The organism is Sporolactobacillus sp. PKPK-6 (genome assembly GCF_056678885.1).
This window is the reverse complement of record NZ_JBWXPA010000001.1, coordinates 721942-738976: the sequence shown is the minus strand read 5'-3', so window position 1 is coordinate 738976 and position 17035 is coordinate 721942. Positions and strand designations below refer to the sequence as shown.

Annotated in this window: 20 protein-coding genes; 16 read left to right on the top strand and 4 right to left on the bottom strand. The window is 42.0% G+C overall.

The genetic code is table 11. From position 1 onward, the window contains the following. Positions 1–58 precede the first annotated feature (58 nt). The 3 genes from AC1MBV_RS03580 to yunB all read left to right on the top strand — a co-directional run bounded on the left by AC1MBV_RS03580 (position 59) and on the right by yunB (position 2742). The gene (locus AC1MBV_RS03580; RefSeq protein WP_255746949.1) at positions 59–1435 is read left to right on the top strand and encodes a bifunctional metallophosphatase/5'-nucleotidase; all 1377 of its coding nucleotides are present in this window, start codon (positions 59–61) and stop codon (positions 1433–1435) included. Positions 1436–1490: 55 nt separating this feature from the next. Continuing rightward, complete coding sequence (locus tag AC1MBV_RS03575) at positions 1491–1793, top strand: YunC family protein (protein ID WP_255746950.1); 303 nt, start codon at positions 1491–1493, stop codon at positions 1791–1793. A gap of 127 nt (positions 1794–1920) precedes the next feature. Beyond that, positions 1921–2742 (top strand): sporulation protein YunB, encoded by an 822-nt coding sequence (yunB, locus tag AC1MBV_RS03570; RefSeq protein ID WP_255746952.1) that lies wholly within the window; start codon positions 1921–1923, stop codon positions 2740–2742. Between the two features lie 37 nt (positions 2743–2779). On the opposite strand, the gene AC1MBV_RS03565 is transcribed toward yunB, so the two are convergent. After that, the gene (locus AC1MBV_RS03565) at positions 2780–3772 is read right to left on the bottom strand and encodes a M23 family metallopeptidase (RefSeq protein WP_255746954.1); all 993 of its coding nucleotides are present in this window, start codon (positions 3770–3772) and stop codon (positions 2780–2782) included. A gap of 258 nt (positions 3773–4030) precedes the next feature. Between AC1MBV_RS03565 and AC1MBV_RS03560 the strand changes: the two genes are divergently transcribed. The 3 genes from AC1MBV_RS03560 to AC1MBV_RS03550 all read left to right on the top strand — a co-directional run bounded on the left by AC1MBV_RS03560 (position 4031) and on the right by AC1MBV_RS03550 (position 6532). Beyond that, the gene (locus tag AC1MBV_RS03560) at positions 4031–4321 is read left to right on the top strand and encodes a YutD family protein (protein ID WP_255746956.1); all 291 of its coding nucleotides are present in this window, start codon (positions 4031–4033) and stop codon (positions 4319–4321) included. A gap of 104 nt (positions 4322–4425) precedes the next feature. Further along, entirely contained in the window at positions 4426–5193 is a 768-nt protein-coding gene (locus tag AC1MBV_RS03555; RefSeq protein ID WP_255746957.1) for a TIGR01457 family HAD-type hydrolase, read from the top strand. Positions 5194–5569: 376 nt separating this feature from the next. Continuing rightward, entirely contained in the window at positions 5570–6532 is a 963-nt protein-coding gene (locus tag AC1MBV_RS03550) for a hypothetical protein (RefSeq protein WP_255746958.1), read from the top strand. A 57-nt stretch (positions 6533–6589) separates the two neighbouring features. On the opposite strand, the gene AC1MBV_RS03545 is transcribed toward AC1MBV_RS03550, so the two are convergent. After that, positions 6590–6811, bottom strand: a complete 222-nt coding sequence (locus AC1MBV_RS03545; protein ID WP_255746959.1) for a NifU family protein — start codon at positions 6809–6811, stop codon at positions 6590–6592. Between the two features lie 178 nt (positions 6812–6989). On the opposite strand from AC1MBV_RS03545, the gene AC1MBV_RS03540 reads away from it, so the two are divergent. From AC1MBV_RS03540 to AC1MBV_RS03510, 7 genes are all read left to right on the top strand, one after another. Then, positions 6990–7307 (top strand): DUF1462 family protein, encoded by a 318-nt coding sequence (locus tag AC1MBV_RS03540; RefSeq protein ID WP_255746961.1) that lies wholly within the window; start codon positions 6990–6992, stop codon positions 7305–7307. A gap of 39 nt (positions 7308–7346) precedes the next feature. Then, a complete protein-coding gene (locus AC1MBV_RS03535; RefSeq protein WP_480947523.1) occupies positions 7347–7577 on the top strand; it encodes a hypothetical protein in 231 nt (76 codons plus the stop codon). A 54-nt stretch (positions 7578–7631) separates the two neighbouring features. Beyond that, complete coding sequence (gene dapF, locus AC1MBV_RS03530) at positions 7632–8504, top strand: diaminopimelate epimerase (RefSeq protein ID WP_370645937.1); 873 nt, start codon at positions 7632–7634, stop codon at positions 8502–8504. A 70-nt stretch (positions 8505–8574) separates the two neighbouring features. Further along, positions 8575–8940 (top strand): HesB/IscA family protein, encoded by a 366-nt coding sequence (locus AC1MBV_RS03525; RefSeq protein ID WP_255746969.1) that lies wholly within the window; start codon positions 8575–8577, stop codon positions 8938–8940. 111 nt (positions 8941–9051) lie between these two features. Then, entirely contained in the window at positions 9052–9420 is a 369-nt protein-coding gene (locus AC1MBV_RS03520) for a TIGR02328 family protein (RefSeq protein WP_255746972.1), read from the top strand. Between the two features lie 252 nt (positions 9421–9672). After that, complete coding sequence (locus AC1MBV_RS03515; protein ID WP_255746974.1) at positions 9673–10230, top strand: YfbU family protein; 558 nt, start codon at positions 9673–9675, stop codon at positions 10228–10230. A 443-nt stretch (positions 10231–10673) separates the two neighbouring features. Beyond that, positions 10674–11891, top strand: a complete 1218-nt coding sequence (locus tag AC1MBV_RS03510) for an NAD(P)/FAD-dependent oxidoreductase (RefSeq protein ID WP_480947521.1) — start codon at positions 10674–10676, stop codon at positions 11889–11891. Between the two features lie 305 nt (positions 11892–12196). On the opposite strand, the gene AC1MBV_RS03505 is transcribed toward AC1MBV_RS03510, so the two are convergent. Further along, the gene (locus AC1MBV_RS03505) at positions 12197–12559 is read right to left on the bottom strand and encodes a helix-turn-helix domain-containing protein (protein ID WP_255746979.1); all 363 of its coding nucleotides are present in this window, start codon (positions 12557–12559) and stop codon (positions 12197–12199) included. Between the two features lie 168 nt (positions 12560–12727). Here AC1MBV_RS03505 and AC1MBV_RS03500 point away from each other — a divergent pair, with 168 nt between their 5' ends. Continuing rightward, a complete protein-coding gene (locus AC1MBV_RS03500) occupies positions 12728–12940 on the top strand; it encodes a helix-turn-helix domain-containing protein (RefSeq protein ID WP_255746981.1) in 213 nt (70 codons plus the stop codon). A 172-nt stretch (positions 12941–13112) separates the two neighbouring features. Then, positions 13113–14999 (top strand): asparagine synthase (glutamine-hydrolyzing), encoded by a 1887-nt coding sequence (asnB, locus tag AC1MBV_RS03495; protein ID WP_255746983.1) that lies wholly within the window; start codon positions 13113–13115, stop codon positions 14997–14999. A 64-nt stretch (positions 15000–15063) separates the two neighbouring features. Here asnB and AC1MBV_RS03490 read toward each other — a convergent pair whose 3' ends face one another. After that, positions 15064–15294 carry a DUF378 domain-containing protein gene (locus AC1MBV_RS03490; protein ID WP_255746985.1) on the bottom strand — a complete coding sequence of 77 codons (231 nt, stop codon included), beginning with the start codon at positions 15292–15294 and terminating at the stop codon, positions 15064–15066. Between the two features lie 211 nt (positions 15295–15505). On the opposite strand from AC1MBV_RS03490, the gene AC1MBV_RS03485 reads away from it, so the two are divergent. After that, positions 15506–16861, top strand: a complete 1356-nt coding sequence (locus AC1MBV_RS03485; RefSeq protein WP_255746987.1) for a glucose-6-phosphate isomerase — start codon at positions 15506–15508, stop codon at positions 16859–16861. Positions 16862–17035: the final 174 nt, after the last annotated feature.

Genomic DNA, 17035 nt, shown 5'->3' with positions numbered 1-17035 from the left:
AATAGATATGTCAGCTTTAAAAAGCTGCATGGTTTGTTTCTTAATGGGAGGTTTACGTTTGATCACACTCCATTTTTTACATACAAATGATATTCACAGCCATCTTGATTCGTGGGGCTGCTTGGTACGTTACTTGAATCAGGAACGAGAACGCCTTAATGAAGCTGGAGAGCCGTTTCTGACCTTAGATTTAGGCGATCATATGGACCGTGTAAATCCAATGACAGAGGGGCTGCTCGGAACAGGAAACGTAAAATTATTAAATGATGCACACTATGACTACGTGACCATTGGCAATAATGAGGGGATTACATTTACGAAAGAGCAACTCAGCATTGCGTATCTGATGAGACGTTTTAAGATTGTGCTCGCCAATCTCTATGATCAGCAAACCGGAAAGCGTCCGCAATGGTGCATGCCATACGTGATTCAGGAGATGCAGGGCGTGAAGGTTGGTCTGATCGGGTTGACAGCTGCTTTTCCTCATTTTTACAGCCAGCTTGGTTGGACCATTAAGGATCCATATTCCGAATTAACGAACCTGGTGACACAGATACGCGGCAAGGTCGATGTTCTCGTTTTATTGTCTCATGTCGGTTTGCCGTTTGATGAAAAGGTCGCACGGGAAATTGAAGGAATCGATGTTATTATCGGTGCTCATACGCATCATGTGCTTGAACAGGGAAAAATAGTAAGCGGTACGTTAATTGCCCAAACCGGAAAGTTTCTTCAATACGTCGGTCATATCGTCGTTGATTATGATGAACTAAAGAGAAAGGTTGTTTATAAAGGTGCAGATCTTGTAACGCTTCGTGAACCATCTGATCAGAGCGCGAACAATGAGGTGCGCGAACTGACTCAAAAAGGCATTGCAAATATGCAGAAGGTTATTGCCGTGCTCGATCACGATTATCCGGTCGACTGGTTTGCAAAATCAGAATTAACCGACTTAATGGCTGATGCGCTTCGCAAGTGGTGTGATGCAGATATCGGAATGGTGAATGCGGGTGTTATACTGGATCACCTGTTGAAAGGTCCTGTTACGCGATTCATGATTCATCGCATCTGTCCTCACCCGATTAATCCATGCCGCGTCGAAGTGACGGGGGAAGAAATTGTTGAAATGATTCGTCTCGGACGGAAAAAAGACTTTCAAACCTTTGAATTAAAAGGATTCGGATTTCGCGGTAAAATGCTTGGCCGGCTTGTGTTTAGCGGACTTTCGTATGAAATAATTTCAGATTCACTGGTTAATGTCCGAATACACGGGCAGCCGATTGATAACTTAAGGCGATATAGTGTCGGTACGATCGATATGTTTACCTTAGGCTCATTTCTTCCTCCGATTGTCAAAGCTGAGCAGCGCTTCTATTTGCCGGAAACATTGCGCGATCTGCTTGCATGGCGGCTCGGTCAATTGCTTAAAGAAAAATGACAATTCACCCATTGCCCACTCTCCCCATAGGATAGGTGGGGAGGGAGGCTTAATAATGATTGACGTGCAACCTTATACAATTGATGGCATTCTGTATCAAGGGATCAGTGTCTCATTACCGAAAACGACTTTGCTTGTGATTGCTGGGAAAAATGGCTACATTATGTGTGGTGCGCTGGATGTGAATTTACTTAATGATAAGCTCGCTGATCGAAACGTGCTGGCCGGAAAGGCAGTCGGTGTCCGCACTCTGGACGATCTTCTGCATGCACCACTGGCAGAAGTGACGGTCGGTGCGGAAAAGCTTGGCATTCATGCAGGTACGATTGGTTTAGACGCTTTGAAAAAAATGGCCTAATTTCTTCAATCAAAATCTGAATAGATTTTGCGGAATCATTCAGATGCATGATGTGCCATGAGTTTTCCATAGAAAAAAGACTTAACCCTCCTTCACAGTCATATAAATGATGTGGAGGAGGGTTGTCATGTTTAAACCGAGCCGACGCTACAGAAGAAAGAACATGTCGATTAAGCATACGCTGTTTCTCTCACTCTTCATTTTTTTTCTGTGCGTTTCCCTAGCAATTTGGATTGTCAATGAGAAAATGAAGCCCGCCGTAATGAGTATCGCGCTCACACAAACGGAACAAATCAGTAATTATGCGATCAATTATGGAATTGGGCAAAATGTATTAAGCAACGTGAATGAGAAAAATGATCCTAATGAATTACCGAAAATAGATCCCTCTAAACTGATTCTCACTCACCGTACGGATGAGAATACGGTGAGTGATTTCGATCTGAATACTGAGGAAGCTAATCGTTTAAAAGGAATTATTTCTAATCGAATTCTTTGGTTTTTAAGAGCGGCTGAGAAAGGGCGTATTTCCTTAACCAATGGTCATGCTGATGATCTAGTATACAGCAAACATCATAACGGTGAGGCTTTGATCGCCGACATCCCGTTGGGGCAGGTTCTAAATAACGCATTGCTGAGTAATTACGGACCGCGTGTTCCTGTTGAAATGGATGTGGTCAGTAACGTCGAGAGCGACATCCGTTGGAACTATAAGAATGAGGGCATCAATAACACGCTGTTTATGTTGTATCTTGATGTCAAAATTAAGGTTGATGTTATTGTTCCGTTTGAAATGAAGACGAAAACAATTGTGCAACATATACCGCTTGGCGGCAAAGGTCTCAGTCCCGGTGTTCCTTACTATTACAGCTCAAATGGATCCGGCATTTCGACCGCAGTACCGATTGAGACACCTAAAAAAGAAGAAAAAAAGAAAAGTGGTCAGTAAAACGCAACACTCGTAGTCACGCTCAAGTGTTGCGTTCTCATTTGGATTCGTTCTTATTTGCCTGCTGTTCCCATATCCTTAATGCCGGGTACGGATCAACAGAATACTCTGCATGTCCGTTATCTCTGTACAGCCCATAATGCAAATGCGGCGGAAATTTTCCCATCGTTCCTTTTGGACCGTATCCCGAGCTTCCGACATAACCAATGACTTGTCCTGGCTTCGTAATAACATTGTGATGAATTCCGGGTGCATAGCCGTTCAAGTGGGCAAAATAATGGTAGTTTCCATGCAGATCGCGTAGGCCGATCCGCCAACCACCGTATTTATTCCAGCCTATCAGTTCGATGACACCATAAGCGGTTGCACGGACTGGTGTTCCGTAATCGGCGAAAATGTCGGTTCCTTCATGAATTCGATTTCCGCCCCATCCTCGCTTTGCGCCCCATGTCGAGGCATAATCATAATTGTAATTTGTCGGGACGGGAAAAGCGTGCTGTTCCAATTTAGCTGGCGTTGCATAGTCAAAGAGTCGAGCAAAATCTTCTATAAGGTCCACGGCTTTGCCTCTGTTATAGATGTTCCACAGGCCAATTCGTATGTTTTCTTCACCTGGTCCGGATTGAACAATTTGTTCGGCAAATGTGTAGAGCCGATCCTCAGGACTTTCAAGACTTGCATGGCCGTCGCCATTCCCGTCCTTACCCACACCTCCGAATAAGGCAATGGTTTTCGGATTCTCATCATTGAGATCAGGATTGAGCGGACCTGCCCATACGCGCTTTGGAAAGGTAATGCTGATTAGTTCATTTTTATTTTTTTTCTCAAGCCGTAACGCGTTTATATTGCGTGCATATTGGTCGCATCCGGCAAGCACATTCCAAGGAACATCAGTGAGCAATGCAGTTTTTAAATACAGTGCCTTTCGCTCTTGAGCTTGTGTATCCGGCTTTACTTGTGCGTGAACGGTTTGCGATGATACAAAAAATATAATGAGTAAGCTATAGATAATTCGTGACCGCAGCGACATGATTTAACAACGATCCTTTCATCGTTCATTTTTATTAGCAAACTTGGCTTCGCCAAGCCACTGGCGAAGGCGAAGACTACATTCCTTTAATTTTTTTCTTTCTTATTTTGTGTAAAATTGATTTGTTTTTGCACTTTTCACGAAAGCCGCGTGATCTGCTATAATGGACAGTATGCGGATATGATGCTCTGCTTTGCATCCAAAAGCGGGCAGATGCCATGATGTGCTATACGGCAATCAAGAGGGGAGGTTATCCCATTGACCGGTTCAATCGTTTCTGTTGAACACCATAAATATGAAGTTGTAGAAGATGTTCGGAACGGCTGGAATGAGGAAGCCTTTTTAAAGCGATACAGCGAAATCCTGAACAAATTCGATTACATAGTCGGCGATTGGGGTTATGAGCAGCTGAGGCTTCGCGGCTTCTATGAAAACCATAATCCGAAATCAACCTTTGATACGAAAATAAGCACACTTGTTGATTACATTGTTGAATATTGCAGCTTTGGCTGTGCCTATTTTGTACTGAAAAAAATTGATGGTAAATAAACGTATGAACCTTGTCTGTTAGTGTGCACAAAATCAGACAATTGATAAGTCTGATTTTGCTCAAAGACAAGATGCAATGTAAAACAACATGGAGGTAGAGACGGTTGGAAAAGTATGATGCATTTTTGCTTGACCTTGATGGTACCGTTTATTGGGGAAAAGAAGAAATACCGGAAGCTGTAACCTTTGTGAAGACGTTAAAAAGCAAAGGACTGCGTTATTTGTTTGTAACTAATAATTCGACGCGCACGAAAGAAGCCGTTGCCGATCAATTATCCGGGTTTGGTATTCCGTGCACGCCGGATGACGTCTTGACAACGAGCATTGCAACAGCGAGCTATATAAAAGCGCAAAAGCCTAACGCAAAAGTGCTCTACATTGGTGAGCAAGGATTGCAGCAAGCGATGCAAGCCGCTGGTTTTACCTATGAAGAGGAGCACCCTGATTTTGTCGCATTTGGTATGGATCGGCATATTACCTATGAAAAATATGCGAAGGCATGTCTGGCAGTCCGTTCCGGTGCAGCCTTTGTTTCCACAAATCCGGATGTCGCACTTCCTAATGAACGCGGTCTGGTACCGGGAAACGGAGCGCTGACATCCGTAATCACTGTGTCCACAGGTGTAAAACCCGTATTTATCGGGAAACCAGAGCCGATTATCATCGATTTGGCGCTTGAGAAATTAGGTACAACCAAGCAGCGCACACTCATGATCGGAGATAATTATGATACAGACATTATGGCAGGAATTAATGCGGGCCTTGATACACTCATTGTTCACACTGGCGTAACGTCTGCTGAAGTTTTGAAGACGAAGACCGTACAGCCTTCGTATGCATTAAAGTCCCTAAGTGAATGGAACTTTGAATAAGTGCCATTAATAACGACGATTATCATGATTTTTTAACAAATTCTTTAACTGAATAACCGCTTATATGGCCGCATTTTTAATGCGGTTTTTTAACAAGTAAAGAAAGTATAAGATTTTACCCCATATTTAAACGAATAAACCAGTGTCTTGACCGAGAATCAAAGCGGAGGTGCGAGACGCCTGCGGCAAGCGAGCAACCGAAGCGATGATTCAACACTGTAAAGACACAAACCAATCACACATGGCTGGAGATTAAAGACCGGGCGCTTTTTGCTCGGTTTTTCTTATGGAAATCATTGCTTGTTCGGGTGATGAAATATACTTTTGATCAATAGAATGGATAAAGTAGAAGTCTGACAATGGAGGCGGCCGTATTATGAATATGCCTGACTGGCGGTCGGTAGTGGCCAAAGATTACGATATGCAGAATACAGACGGACCCATTAGGCTTTATTTTTATCCCATAAATCAATTTTATCACCATAATTTAGAACAGCTGGCACGATGGGCGGATTATTTAGCGATCGAAGCCGGATTACCGGTCTGCCGAATGGTGCGAAACCGTGAAGGCCGCTATGATACGGAAGTGAATGGAGAGTCATGGGTCCTGATGAATTCTCCACTACAAACGGATCGGCTGGAACGATCAGCCGGGGCAATGCTTGCAGAATTTCACGCGCGGACATCAGGTGTCGATTTGGCGTCATTTCCCGAATCAACAGGGCAATCGAGAACAGAAAACTTAGAGAAACGACTTGATACATTGGAAAAAAAATATGATGTTTGTCAAAATGAAGGGCAGCGCTCGTCTTTTGAGCAAGTGTTCGTAGATCATTTTCCATACTTTTCAGGCTGTGCAGAAAATGCAATTCAGATGGCTGTTGATGAATCCATCAACTCCCCCAATGCGGAACCGCTTTGTATCGGACACGATCAATTTGTCGATTACGAACGTTTTCCTATAGATAATCCTGCTCTTTGGGTTGTTGACGATCGATCCAGGGATTTGGCGGAAGGGCTTCGCACACTTGCTTGGCAAAGCGTGCGAAGTGATCCGGAGCTGACAGCCAAAGCTTTTTTAGATGATTACGAAGCGCGCTTTCCGTTGAGTGAGCCCGCAATTGCCAAGATGTATGGACGCCTTCTCTATCCGCTTACCTTCATAGAATGCTGTGAGCGATATTTTACTGGTTCCGTAAATGCCAACGAACGTGACCTTGAATTGGTTTTGCGCCAGGGAGAAGAAAAAGTGAGGGATCAAGAGCGGCTGCTTTCATTTCTTGCAGACCGTTATAAAAATCGATTCTATGCCCCAGAATGGCTGTCCCGTCCATTATGACAAAAAAAGCACCGTTCGCAAATTCAGCAAACGGTGCTCAGCTTTATCCAGTTCTATTTAAAAGACTTGTTCAAGCTCTTTAATTCCGGGAACATTTTCAACGAGTGCTCGTTCGATGCCTGCTTTCAGCGTGAGTGTCGAACTTGGACAATTGCCGCATGCGCCGAGTAATCGGACACGTACAATGCCGTTCTCCACGTCCAACAATTCAACATCTCCGCCATCGCGCAGCAGGTAGGGACGAAGCTTCTCCAGTACCTCTTCGACTTGATTATACATACACACACTCCTCCACTGTTGCATTTAGACTCATTATAGCTTTTTTTATCTGGAAAATCTATTGATAAGTCATACCAGTTCAACAACTGAAGCGATTGTCAAAAATCAAATCAGTGACGCAGCCGTGTGAATTTGCTATATTAATTAGTAAATTACATGTGATCTTGAGGTGAACGGATTGGAACTAACAGTATACGGAGCTGAAGCCGTCTGCGCAAGCTGCGTTCAGGCACCGCCGGCAAAGGCAACTGCTGAATGGCTGGAGGCAGCTCTTTCACGTAAATTTGACGGAACGATTTCAGTCCGTTACATTGATCTTAATAAACCGGAAACAGCTGAAGACCGTGCCTATTGTGCTAAAATTCTTGACGATGACTATTTTTATCCGCTTGTGGTATCACAAGGGAAGGTGCTTGGCGAGGGATTTATCACACTCAAGCCGATTGTACACTACTTAATTGAGCACGGTATGTGTCTTCGGCAAACAAACCAATAAGCATACGCACGATCGATCAGATAAAAAGGAGGACATCATATGCTCGATTTTCATCACAGCTGGCCCTATGAGAGGGTTGCGAACGACCTCTATTTTGAAGAGTGTCCATTTTGTCATAAATCGCCGGTTTTGCTTTCGATTAAAAAAGAAGCTGTTGACGGTGCTTTCGAGGGAATTAAAGCAAATCTAATTATGCCTTGCTGTCAAGAAAAAATCGTTATTGAAACGATGGATCGTGATTACATCTGGGCAACACAGGTATTACGCTGACGCTGACATACCGCTATCATATTGAGCGGCTTACATAGGACTGGAGTGATGAATTTGGGACAGGAAATTCAGTTTACAAAAATGCATGGCCTTGGCAATTGTTACATCTATTTGGACGGGATCACGCGGGATTTATCATCGATCACGTCCTTTCCTGAACTTTCACAGCACGTTTCCGATCCTTATAAAGGGATTGGTTCTGATGGTTTAATTCTGATTTTGCCGTCGACTGTCGCTGATGTGCAAATGCGTATCTTTAACAAGGATGGTTCCGAAGCGATGAATTGCGGGAATGGACTTCGTTGTGTCGCAAAATACGCCTATGAGCATCAACTGGTCGATTCAAAACGATTTGCAATTGAAACCCGCTCTGGCAATAAATGGGCCGTTGTACATGTGCAGAACGGTGTTGTGGATGAGGTGACCGTAGATATGGGAGAACCGATTCTTGAACGAGAGCGGATTCCTGTAGCAGGAGACAAACGCGGACAAAAGGTTATTCGCGAGCCCCTATCCGTTGAGGATAAGGGGTATACATTCACTGCCGTATCCATGGGAAATCCGCATGCCTTATTTTTTGTGGAAGATATTGCTAAGGCGCCGATTCACAAGCTTGGCGCGATGCTTGCCGATACGGATCCTCTTTTTCCAAATGGTGCTAATATCGGCTTCATTGAACCGATTACAGATCGGGAAGTGAACTACCGTGTGTGGGAACGCGGATCAGGAATCACTCAAGCATGCGGTACAGGTGCATGCGCGTGTGTTGTTGCCTCTGTTTTGGAAGAGCGTGTCGCAAAGAATGTGCCGGTAACCGTGCATCTTGAAGGCGGCGATTTACAGATTGAATGGAGAAACGATACGAATCATGTGATGATGACCGGTGAAGCAAAAACGATTTGTGAAGGGGTCTATTTTCAGGCATAAAGGATGTTTATTTGTGATTCAGGTCACATCACGATATAATGTTACTAAATCATAAAAGGAGCTGAAAGAAATGAATATTACATTGACTGATGCTGCCAGCTTTCGCGTCAAGGAAATGATTGAGAACGAACCGGGAGAAAACTTATTCCTCCGCGTTGGTGTCGGTGGCGGCGGCTGCTCCGGACTGACTTACGGAATGGGATTCGATGATAAAATGATTGACGGCGATCTCGCTTTTGAAGGCCAAGGTTTTAAGGTAGTTGTCGACCAGAACAGCGCGCCAATGCTCGACGGAGTCACCATTGATTTCAAACAAAATCTTGACGGCGGCGGATTCACAATCGATAATCCGAACGCAATTTCTTCATGCGGCTGCGGTCATTCATTTAAAACTGCAGACAACGAAGGACAGCCTGCAAAACAGTGTGACTGCTGAAAAAACAGATTACTTAGAAGCATATTTAGCAAATTTAACTATTAAATACGGTGCGACTTATCTTTTCAATTCTAAAACGTACAGCAAACTGCTTTAAAGGTTCGTGATCCCTTGAGACTTTGGCATCAAAAACTCATTCCCTTTTTACCGAGACAGCAACTGCTAGGACAACATCGAGAATGTGCAGCTCTAAGAGGAAATGGATGGGGCCGACCGCATGCGACCGTTAACTATGTTTTTAAGTATTCTCCATACAAACTTTTTCAGTTTCACATGATTGTAATTAAAGAAATGAAGAAACGTGGATATAATCCTGATATGCAATGGGCAGATCCGTTTTTTCGTGGGAAAAAATGCTTAAAATACAGTGAACTTGAATGCGTACCTTTAAAAGATCCTATTTATCCAGAGCATGATGAGGATTATTTGAAATCCTGCCTGTTAAATTTGAAAAATAAAGGTATTGAACTCTCTCTTTAACTAAAGTTTGCAAATTAAATCGTGTATCAATCAATTCCTAGTCAGCTGCTCTTTAGGTTTTCACAATGACTATTGATTTCGTTCATTTTGGAAAGGTAAAAACTTGCGGCTGTCTTTTTTTTCGAGCACCTTTTAGTGATTCATCACTAAAAGGTGCTTTTTTTTTAATATCGATCGTTCGAATGAAGCAGGAATTATTTCAAGTTCTGTTGAATGACTAATCATATCCTGCAAAAATGGAGATGGTAAACAATGGAACAAATAAAGCTGTCAAAAACTGAACGACTCATTTTAGCTAATCAATATATCATCTTAAGAAAATTGGATACCCATTCAACGGCAGAGTTTGATGGCATAATTGAAGCATTGATCAATGGATATCCATATATCTATAATGATTATTTTAGTTATGTAAACGATAATATAGATGAAGACATTGAGAAAAAAGTAATTAATGTCTTGAGTATGTTTCGAAGTCTGTATTCGAGCTATCAACAATTAGCTGTTGATGATCGGAATAGCATTGATGAAAGTGAAGTTGTTTTTAGTGGGTTCGATGGAAATAACGAAACTTCGCATTACGCCTTTACTGAATGCTTAATTAACAAATACGATCAATTTAATGAAGTAAAAGAGCTGATTAAAAATAAAAAATTAGAGGATTTGAATTCACATTTTCCTACATTGCCACGGTATAATCAACTCTTAGAAAGATGGTTCACGCTTAAAAAAGAAGGACAATTTAGTTCATCTGAAAATGTGTTCCTAACAGTAGATGAACTAAATTATGTCTTGGGACATAATTTCTGAACCTAGAGATCAATTTAATTATAGAAGCTGTCTGATGATTTGACGGCAACCTAACGGCATCTGTTCATTCAGGTGCTTTTATTGTATCTTAATTTGGAAATTTTCATATCCATCAATGGAGGAATTTGGATTTTTTTAGCAATACATGGATGACAATCAAATTGGTTGATGAAGTACATTTTGACGCGTATTGTTATCCGTGAGGAAGATTTGTCCATTTCGTATTATAAATATTTTTGACACAAATTATCCTTGAATTGTTAACAAAAAAGACATATTATTAAGAGGAAAACGAATCAACTTCAATTGCATTGATGGTTTGCTTGCTGGATTCAGTTCAACGAGAGTGAGCATATTAGTCGGCCGATGTTATGCATCGGCAAACCAACCTAATAACTGTATTTATATTTTTTATAAAAAGAAAAAGGTGGCTGTGAACAACCATGAGTAAGCCGAAAATCGTTATACTTGGCGCCGGATACGGCGGTATGATGGCAACCGTGCGCCTCACAAAAGAATTAAGTGTGGAAGATGCGGATATTACGCTTGTCAATAAGCATAATTATCATTATCAAACAACTTGGCTGCACGAAGCTGCAGCGGGAACGATTCACCATGATCGCACAAGAATGTTGATTAAAAATGTGATCAACACAAAACGTGTACATTTTGTGCAAGATTCTGTTCAGTCTATTGACCGTGAGAATCACAAAGTATTGCTCAAAAACGGTGAGATTGATTATGATTATCTGGTCATTTCACTCGGATTTGAGTCGAATACATTCGGTATCAAAGGATTGGAAGAAAATGCGTTTGCTATTCGCAGTGTAAACACGGCACGTAAGATTCGCGAACACATCGAGTATCGGTTTGCAAGCTACAACAGTGATCCGGATGCAAAAGACAGCGACTTGACTATTGTTGTCGGTGGTGCTGGATTGAGCGGTGTTGAATTTTTGGGAGAGCTTGTTGACCGGATTCCGGCACTTTGCAAGGAATATGATATTGATCCTAGTAAAGTACGAATTGTGGATGTTGAAGGTATGCCTTTTGTTCTGCCTCCGTTTGATCGGGAATTGGCAAATTATGCGCAAAACTATTTGGAAAGTAAAGGCGTTGAATTTAAATTAAGTACGTTTATTAAAGAAGCGACCTCCGAAGGCGTTAAGGTTCAAAAGAAGGACAGCGAAGAATTGGAAGAAATTCAGGCTGGTACCGTTGTTTGGACAGGCGGTGTCAAAGCTAACCACATTCCTGCTGAATCCGGATTTGAAACGAACCGCGGCAAAATCCAGGTAAGTGCAGATCTTCGTGCTTCAGAGGACGATCACATTTTCGCAATCGGAGATGTCGCTGTTGTCTTCCCTCCTAATGCGGAACGTCCTTATCCGCCAACGGCTCAGATTGCCATTCAAGAAGCCGAAAATTTGGCGAAAAATATGAAACATATCCTTAAGGGTGAAGCGACTGAACCGTTTGTATACAAGCCTAAGGGTACAGTGGCATCACTTGGTGAAAAACAGGCGATCGGTGTCGTGTTTGACCATAAATTGACTGGCAAGCCTGCAGCGGCAATGAAAAAGGTAATTGATGATCGCTACCTGCTCATGCTTGGCGGTGTTCCACTCGTGCTGAAGAAGGGCAAATTAAATCTTCTTTAAGCATTGTGCCGATTAAATAATTATAGTCTCTCTAGTTTGGCGGATAAGCAAATCTGCCAGCCGGAGGGACTATTATTTTTTTAAATGATGTGTTTACATAGAGTAGTTAATAGAGACCTATGAAGAAAGTCCGATTGTCTCTGGCAACACGTTTCTTGCTCATAAATTAACCATTTGTGAAGTAAAGGGATTGATTGAAGACACGAAAAATAGAGTGCAATGGTTGGGGGGCATTGAAGGGTGTATTGCATGAAAATAATGAGTTCTATTAAAATTGAAGGCATTTACGATGAGCTTCCTGTTGCTCATTTCAGCCATTTCCAAATTTGCATTAACCGATTTGCCTTTTCAGGATTCTCGTTCATTTGATCAATCAGATGGTCAAGTTCCGGAATCTTTTTGACCTTCATAAGTAATTCCTTATCTTCTTGACTGCCGTACCCTAATGCAGACTCATTTATCAAACCAGTGCGACCAAGTAAATAATCTGTAGAAACACGAAGATAATCCGCAATTTGCACAATCATTTCAGGATCTGGTTTGCGATCTCCTGATTCGTAGCGGCTCAGCTGCGCATTGGAAATATTTAATTGACGCGCCATTTCAAGCTGCGATACACTTTTTTCATCGCGCAGGAAACGGATTCTGCTGCCCAACGTGTTAACCATCAGGAGTAATCCTCCTACATTTTGCTTTATCACTAAACAAGAAAATTCTATCATGTTCCCTTTTTAATAGTGTTTTGTTTGACAAATAGGAAAAATGATTGATGATATTTAGATCTTAATGCTATAATTCTAACTAAAATTACCAATAAGGTAATGAGGAGGATCACTATGCTGACTGTTGACCTGAACAGAATGAGACAGTTAAGAGAATCAAAAATGTCATTGCAAGAAATGGCCACACGAATCGGATATCAAAGCGCCAATGGTTACTATTATCTTGAATGCGGCAGAAGTAAAATAAGTGCTGCGACACTCGCTAAAGTGGCAGTGGTACTAGATGTACCGATTCAAGAGCTCTTTACTGACCAGGCGGAAAATTGATACGATGATGGTCTCTTAAGAAGATGGGAAAGTTTACAAGTAATGAAACCAGTCAAAACTTTGAATTTGTACGAGTCAATGCTAAACTTAGTATCGGAATTATACTCGATGTTGAGACGGGGAATGTTGCTTGTGAGTCATTCACCAGCCATCTCTGAAAGGAGACTTTTTAATGTGCGGATTTTGCGGATATATCGCAAGAAATCCTCATTTGGAACCGGATAATCATGAACAAAATTCGATGACCTCACGAGCAGAGATTATTAATCACAGGGGACCCGATGATGTGGGGTATTATACGGATAATCAGGTACAGTTAGCCTTTCGCAGATTGAGTATTATTGATCTTGCAGGTGGACATCAGCCGCTTCCATATGAAAATGATCGTTACTACATTATTTTTAATGGCGAAGTTTATAATTACGTTGAATTGCGCAATGAATTAATTATGAAAGGTTTCAGTTTTGAAACGACATCGGACACGGAAGTCATTGTCGCTCTATACGCTGATCGCGGTTTAGATTGTGTCAACTATTTGCGAGGAATGTTTGCTTTTATTATTTGGGATAAGCAGGACAAAACCTTATTTGCTGCACGTGATCACTTTGGTATTAAGCCATTTTATTATATGGAGCAGGACAATGGGATTTTCTTCGCTTCCGAAATGAAAAGCCTGCTCATTAGCGACGAGACGCATCCGATCGAAGAGAAGGCTTTGCAATATTATCTCACCTTTCAATTTGTTCCTGAGCCCAATATGCTTGCGGGAAATGTAAGAAGTCTGGAGCCTGGACACTACCTTATTAAAAAAAATGGCAAGCCGTTGCAGAATAAGGCGTTTTGGCATCCAACGTTTGCTCCTGTCAATCAGTCAATTGATGATGCAAAAAAGAAAATACAGGACGTGCTTATTGATTCGGTGAAAATACACATGAGAAGCGATGTTCCGGTTGGTGCCTTCTTATCCAGCGGTATTGATTCAACATCAATTGTTGCTTTGGCTAAACGTTTTAATGAAAAGATTAAAACGTTTACAGTAGGGTTTGCAAGCAAAGGCTACAATGAGGTTGATGTTGCAAGAGACTCTGCGGAAAAGCTTGGTGTCGAAAATTACGCGCTTGAGATTACACCCGAAATGTGTATGAAAGAGATGCCGAAGATCGTTTGGCATTTGGATAACCCGCTCGCCGATCCGGCAGCAATTCCGAATTATTTTGTTGCCCGGGAGGCAAGAAAACAAGTGAAGGTTGTCCTTTCAGGAGAAGGAGCTGACGAACTGTTCGGCGGCTATAATATTTATCGAGAACCGCTTTCTCTGAAATGGTTTGACTCCGTCCCTGAACTTGGGAAAAACTTGCTTCACGCACTTGCGTCAAGACTTCCTGATACGTTAAAAGGACGTAGCTACCTGCTTAGAGGAACGACACCGCTTTCCAAACGATATGTTGGAAATGCGTTTATCTTCAATGAAGAAGAGAAGAAATATGTACTGAAGACTTTTTCTGAGAACACTTCATTTACGGATATCACGAATCCAATCTATAAAAAAGCTTCTGGGAACAACAAATTGGACCAAATGCAGCTCGTTGATATTGAAACATGGCTACGCGGAGATATTCTTGTGGTTGCTGATCGGATGACGATGGCGCATTCATTGGAGCTGCGTGTTCCATTCTTGGATACAAATGTGTTTGATGTTGCCCGCTCGCTGCCTGCCTCGCTTAAAACTGCACAGGGAACAACGAAATATGCGTTCCGTGAAGCCATGCGTGGTATTGTTCCGGATTCGATTCTATTTAGAAAAAAGCTTGGCTTCCCAGTACCGATCCGCATCTGGCTGAAGGATGAAATGCATGACTGGGCGCTTAAAATTATCCATGACAGCGATACGGATACTTATATTAATAAGTCATATGTGCTTAAATTGTTGGATGATCATTGCAGTGGGAAAATCGATAACAGTAGAAAAATTTGGACCGTTTTAATGTTCATGCTCTGGCATCAGATTTATATTGAGAAAACAGTAAGTGTGGAGCATGAGCCTGCGCTCCAATCATAAAAAATTGAAATGAAAAAAGGATCCTTGCATCTAGGGCAAGGATCCTTTTTTGTGTTGCTGAAGCTTAATGGGTTTGAGTTTCCCGTTCGCGCTCCAGACCTTCGTTTGGTCTAAATAAGATTGTTAGGCAATACAGGGCACAAATGCCGACAATCCCATACACGAGGCGTGAAAGTGCAGTTCCTGATCCACCGAATATCGCAGAGACAAGGTCAAACCGAAAAAATCCGATTAACCCCCAATTTATTCCGCCGATGATAAGTAGTACGAGACATGTTTTCTGCAAACCGCTCATAACCGTACCTCCTTTTATGTGCGTGCATGACTAGCATGGCTTTTTTTCCCACATCTATTCATAAAAATGATGATTGAATAAAATATAATTAGTGAATGATCTGTGAAATCGTTTGCAATTTGATGAAAGAAAAGGGAATCATGACTTGAATTTGCCCTCATGGTCTTGTACAGTTAAGGAGGAATTATTTTGAGTATTGGAGGCCGATGAAATGAGCAAGAAAGTTGCTTTTGATTACAGCAATGCACTTTCATTTTTTGCACAACATGAATTGGATTATCTGACAGCGCAAGTATCGACTGCTCATCAAGCAATTCATGAAAAAACCGGAGCAGGCAATGATTTTCTTGGCTGGCTTGATCTCCCAACTGCATATGATAAAGAAGAATTCTCCAGGATTAAGAAAGCAGCAGAGAAAATTAAATCAGATTCGGATGTTTTAGTAGTTATTGGTATCGGCGGATCCTATTTGGGTGCCCGCGCGGCAATTGAAACCCTTAACCACTCATTTTATAACATTCTTCCGAAAGGAGAACGCAAAACACCGCAGGTATTCTTTGCAGGCAACAGCATTAGTTCAACCTATTTGAATGAATTGTTTGATGTGCTCAAGGATAAGGATGTTTCGGTTAATGTTATTTCTAAGTCAGGAACAACGACTGAACCTGCGATCGCGTTCCGCGTATTCCGTGAATTTCTTGAAAATAAGTACGGTAAAGAAGAAGCAAAGGGCAGAATCTATGCGACCACAGATAAAGCAAAAGGTGCGTTAAAAACTCTTGCTGACAACGAAGGGTACGAATCCTTTGTTATTCCGGATGACGTCGGCGGACGCTTTTCAGTGCTGACGGCAGTCGGTCTGCTGCCAATTGCTGCTTCCGGAATTGATATTGATGAACTCATGACCGGCGCAAGAGATGCACAGAATGACTTCAGCGAACCTGATTTGAGCAAAAACGCTGCTTATCAATATGCAGCGGTTCGTAACATTCTATACAATAAGGGCAAATCGGTTGAGATGCTTGTCAACTTTGAACCGCATCTGCACTATTTCTCAGAATGGTGGAAGCAGCTCTTCGGAGAAAGTGAAGGCAAAGACTTCAAGGGATTGTACCCTTCTTCAGCTGATTTCAGTACGGATCTTCATTCACTTGGACAATTTGTACAGGAAGGCCGTCGCGTAATGTTTGAAACGGCAGTGCTTGTAGGCGAACCAAGAAAGAATGTGACGATCAAAGCAGAAAAAGGAAATTTGGACAACCTGAATTTTCTTGCTGACAAGACGATGGATTTCGTTAATAAAAAAGCTGCTGAAGGTGTGCGTCTTGCACATACGGACGGTCAAGTGCCGCAGCTCGTGGTGACCATTCCTGAACTGAATGCCTATCACTTTGGTTACCTGATTTACTTCTTCGAAAAAGCAGTTGCGATCAGCGGATATCTGCTCGGCGTGAATCCATTTAATCAACCGGGTGTTGAAGCATATAAAAAGAATATGTTTGCACTGCTCGGCAAGCCTGGCTATGAAGCAGAAAAAGCAACACTTGAAGCACGATTGAATCATTGATTTTCCAGATAATATAAGAAGCTTTGCCTCATAAAGGGGTGGAGCTTCTTTTTTTTTGGAGATATTCCGTATGTTATAGACTGTTTGTTCGTGTAAGGTGGAAAGGTGATTAACGGTTTGGGGTTTGACTAAGGTCACATTATCCCTTAACATATAGTGCAGTGATGCCTTGAC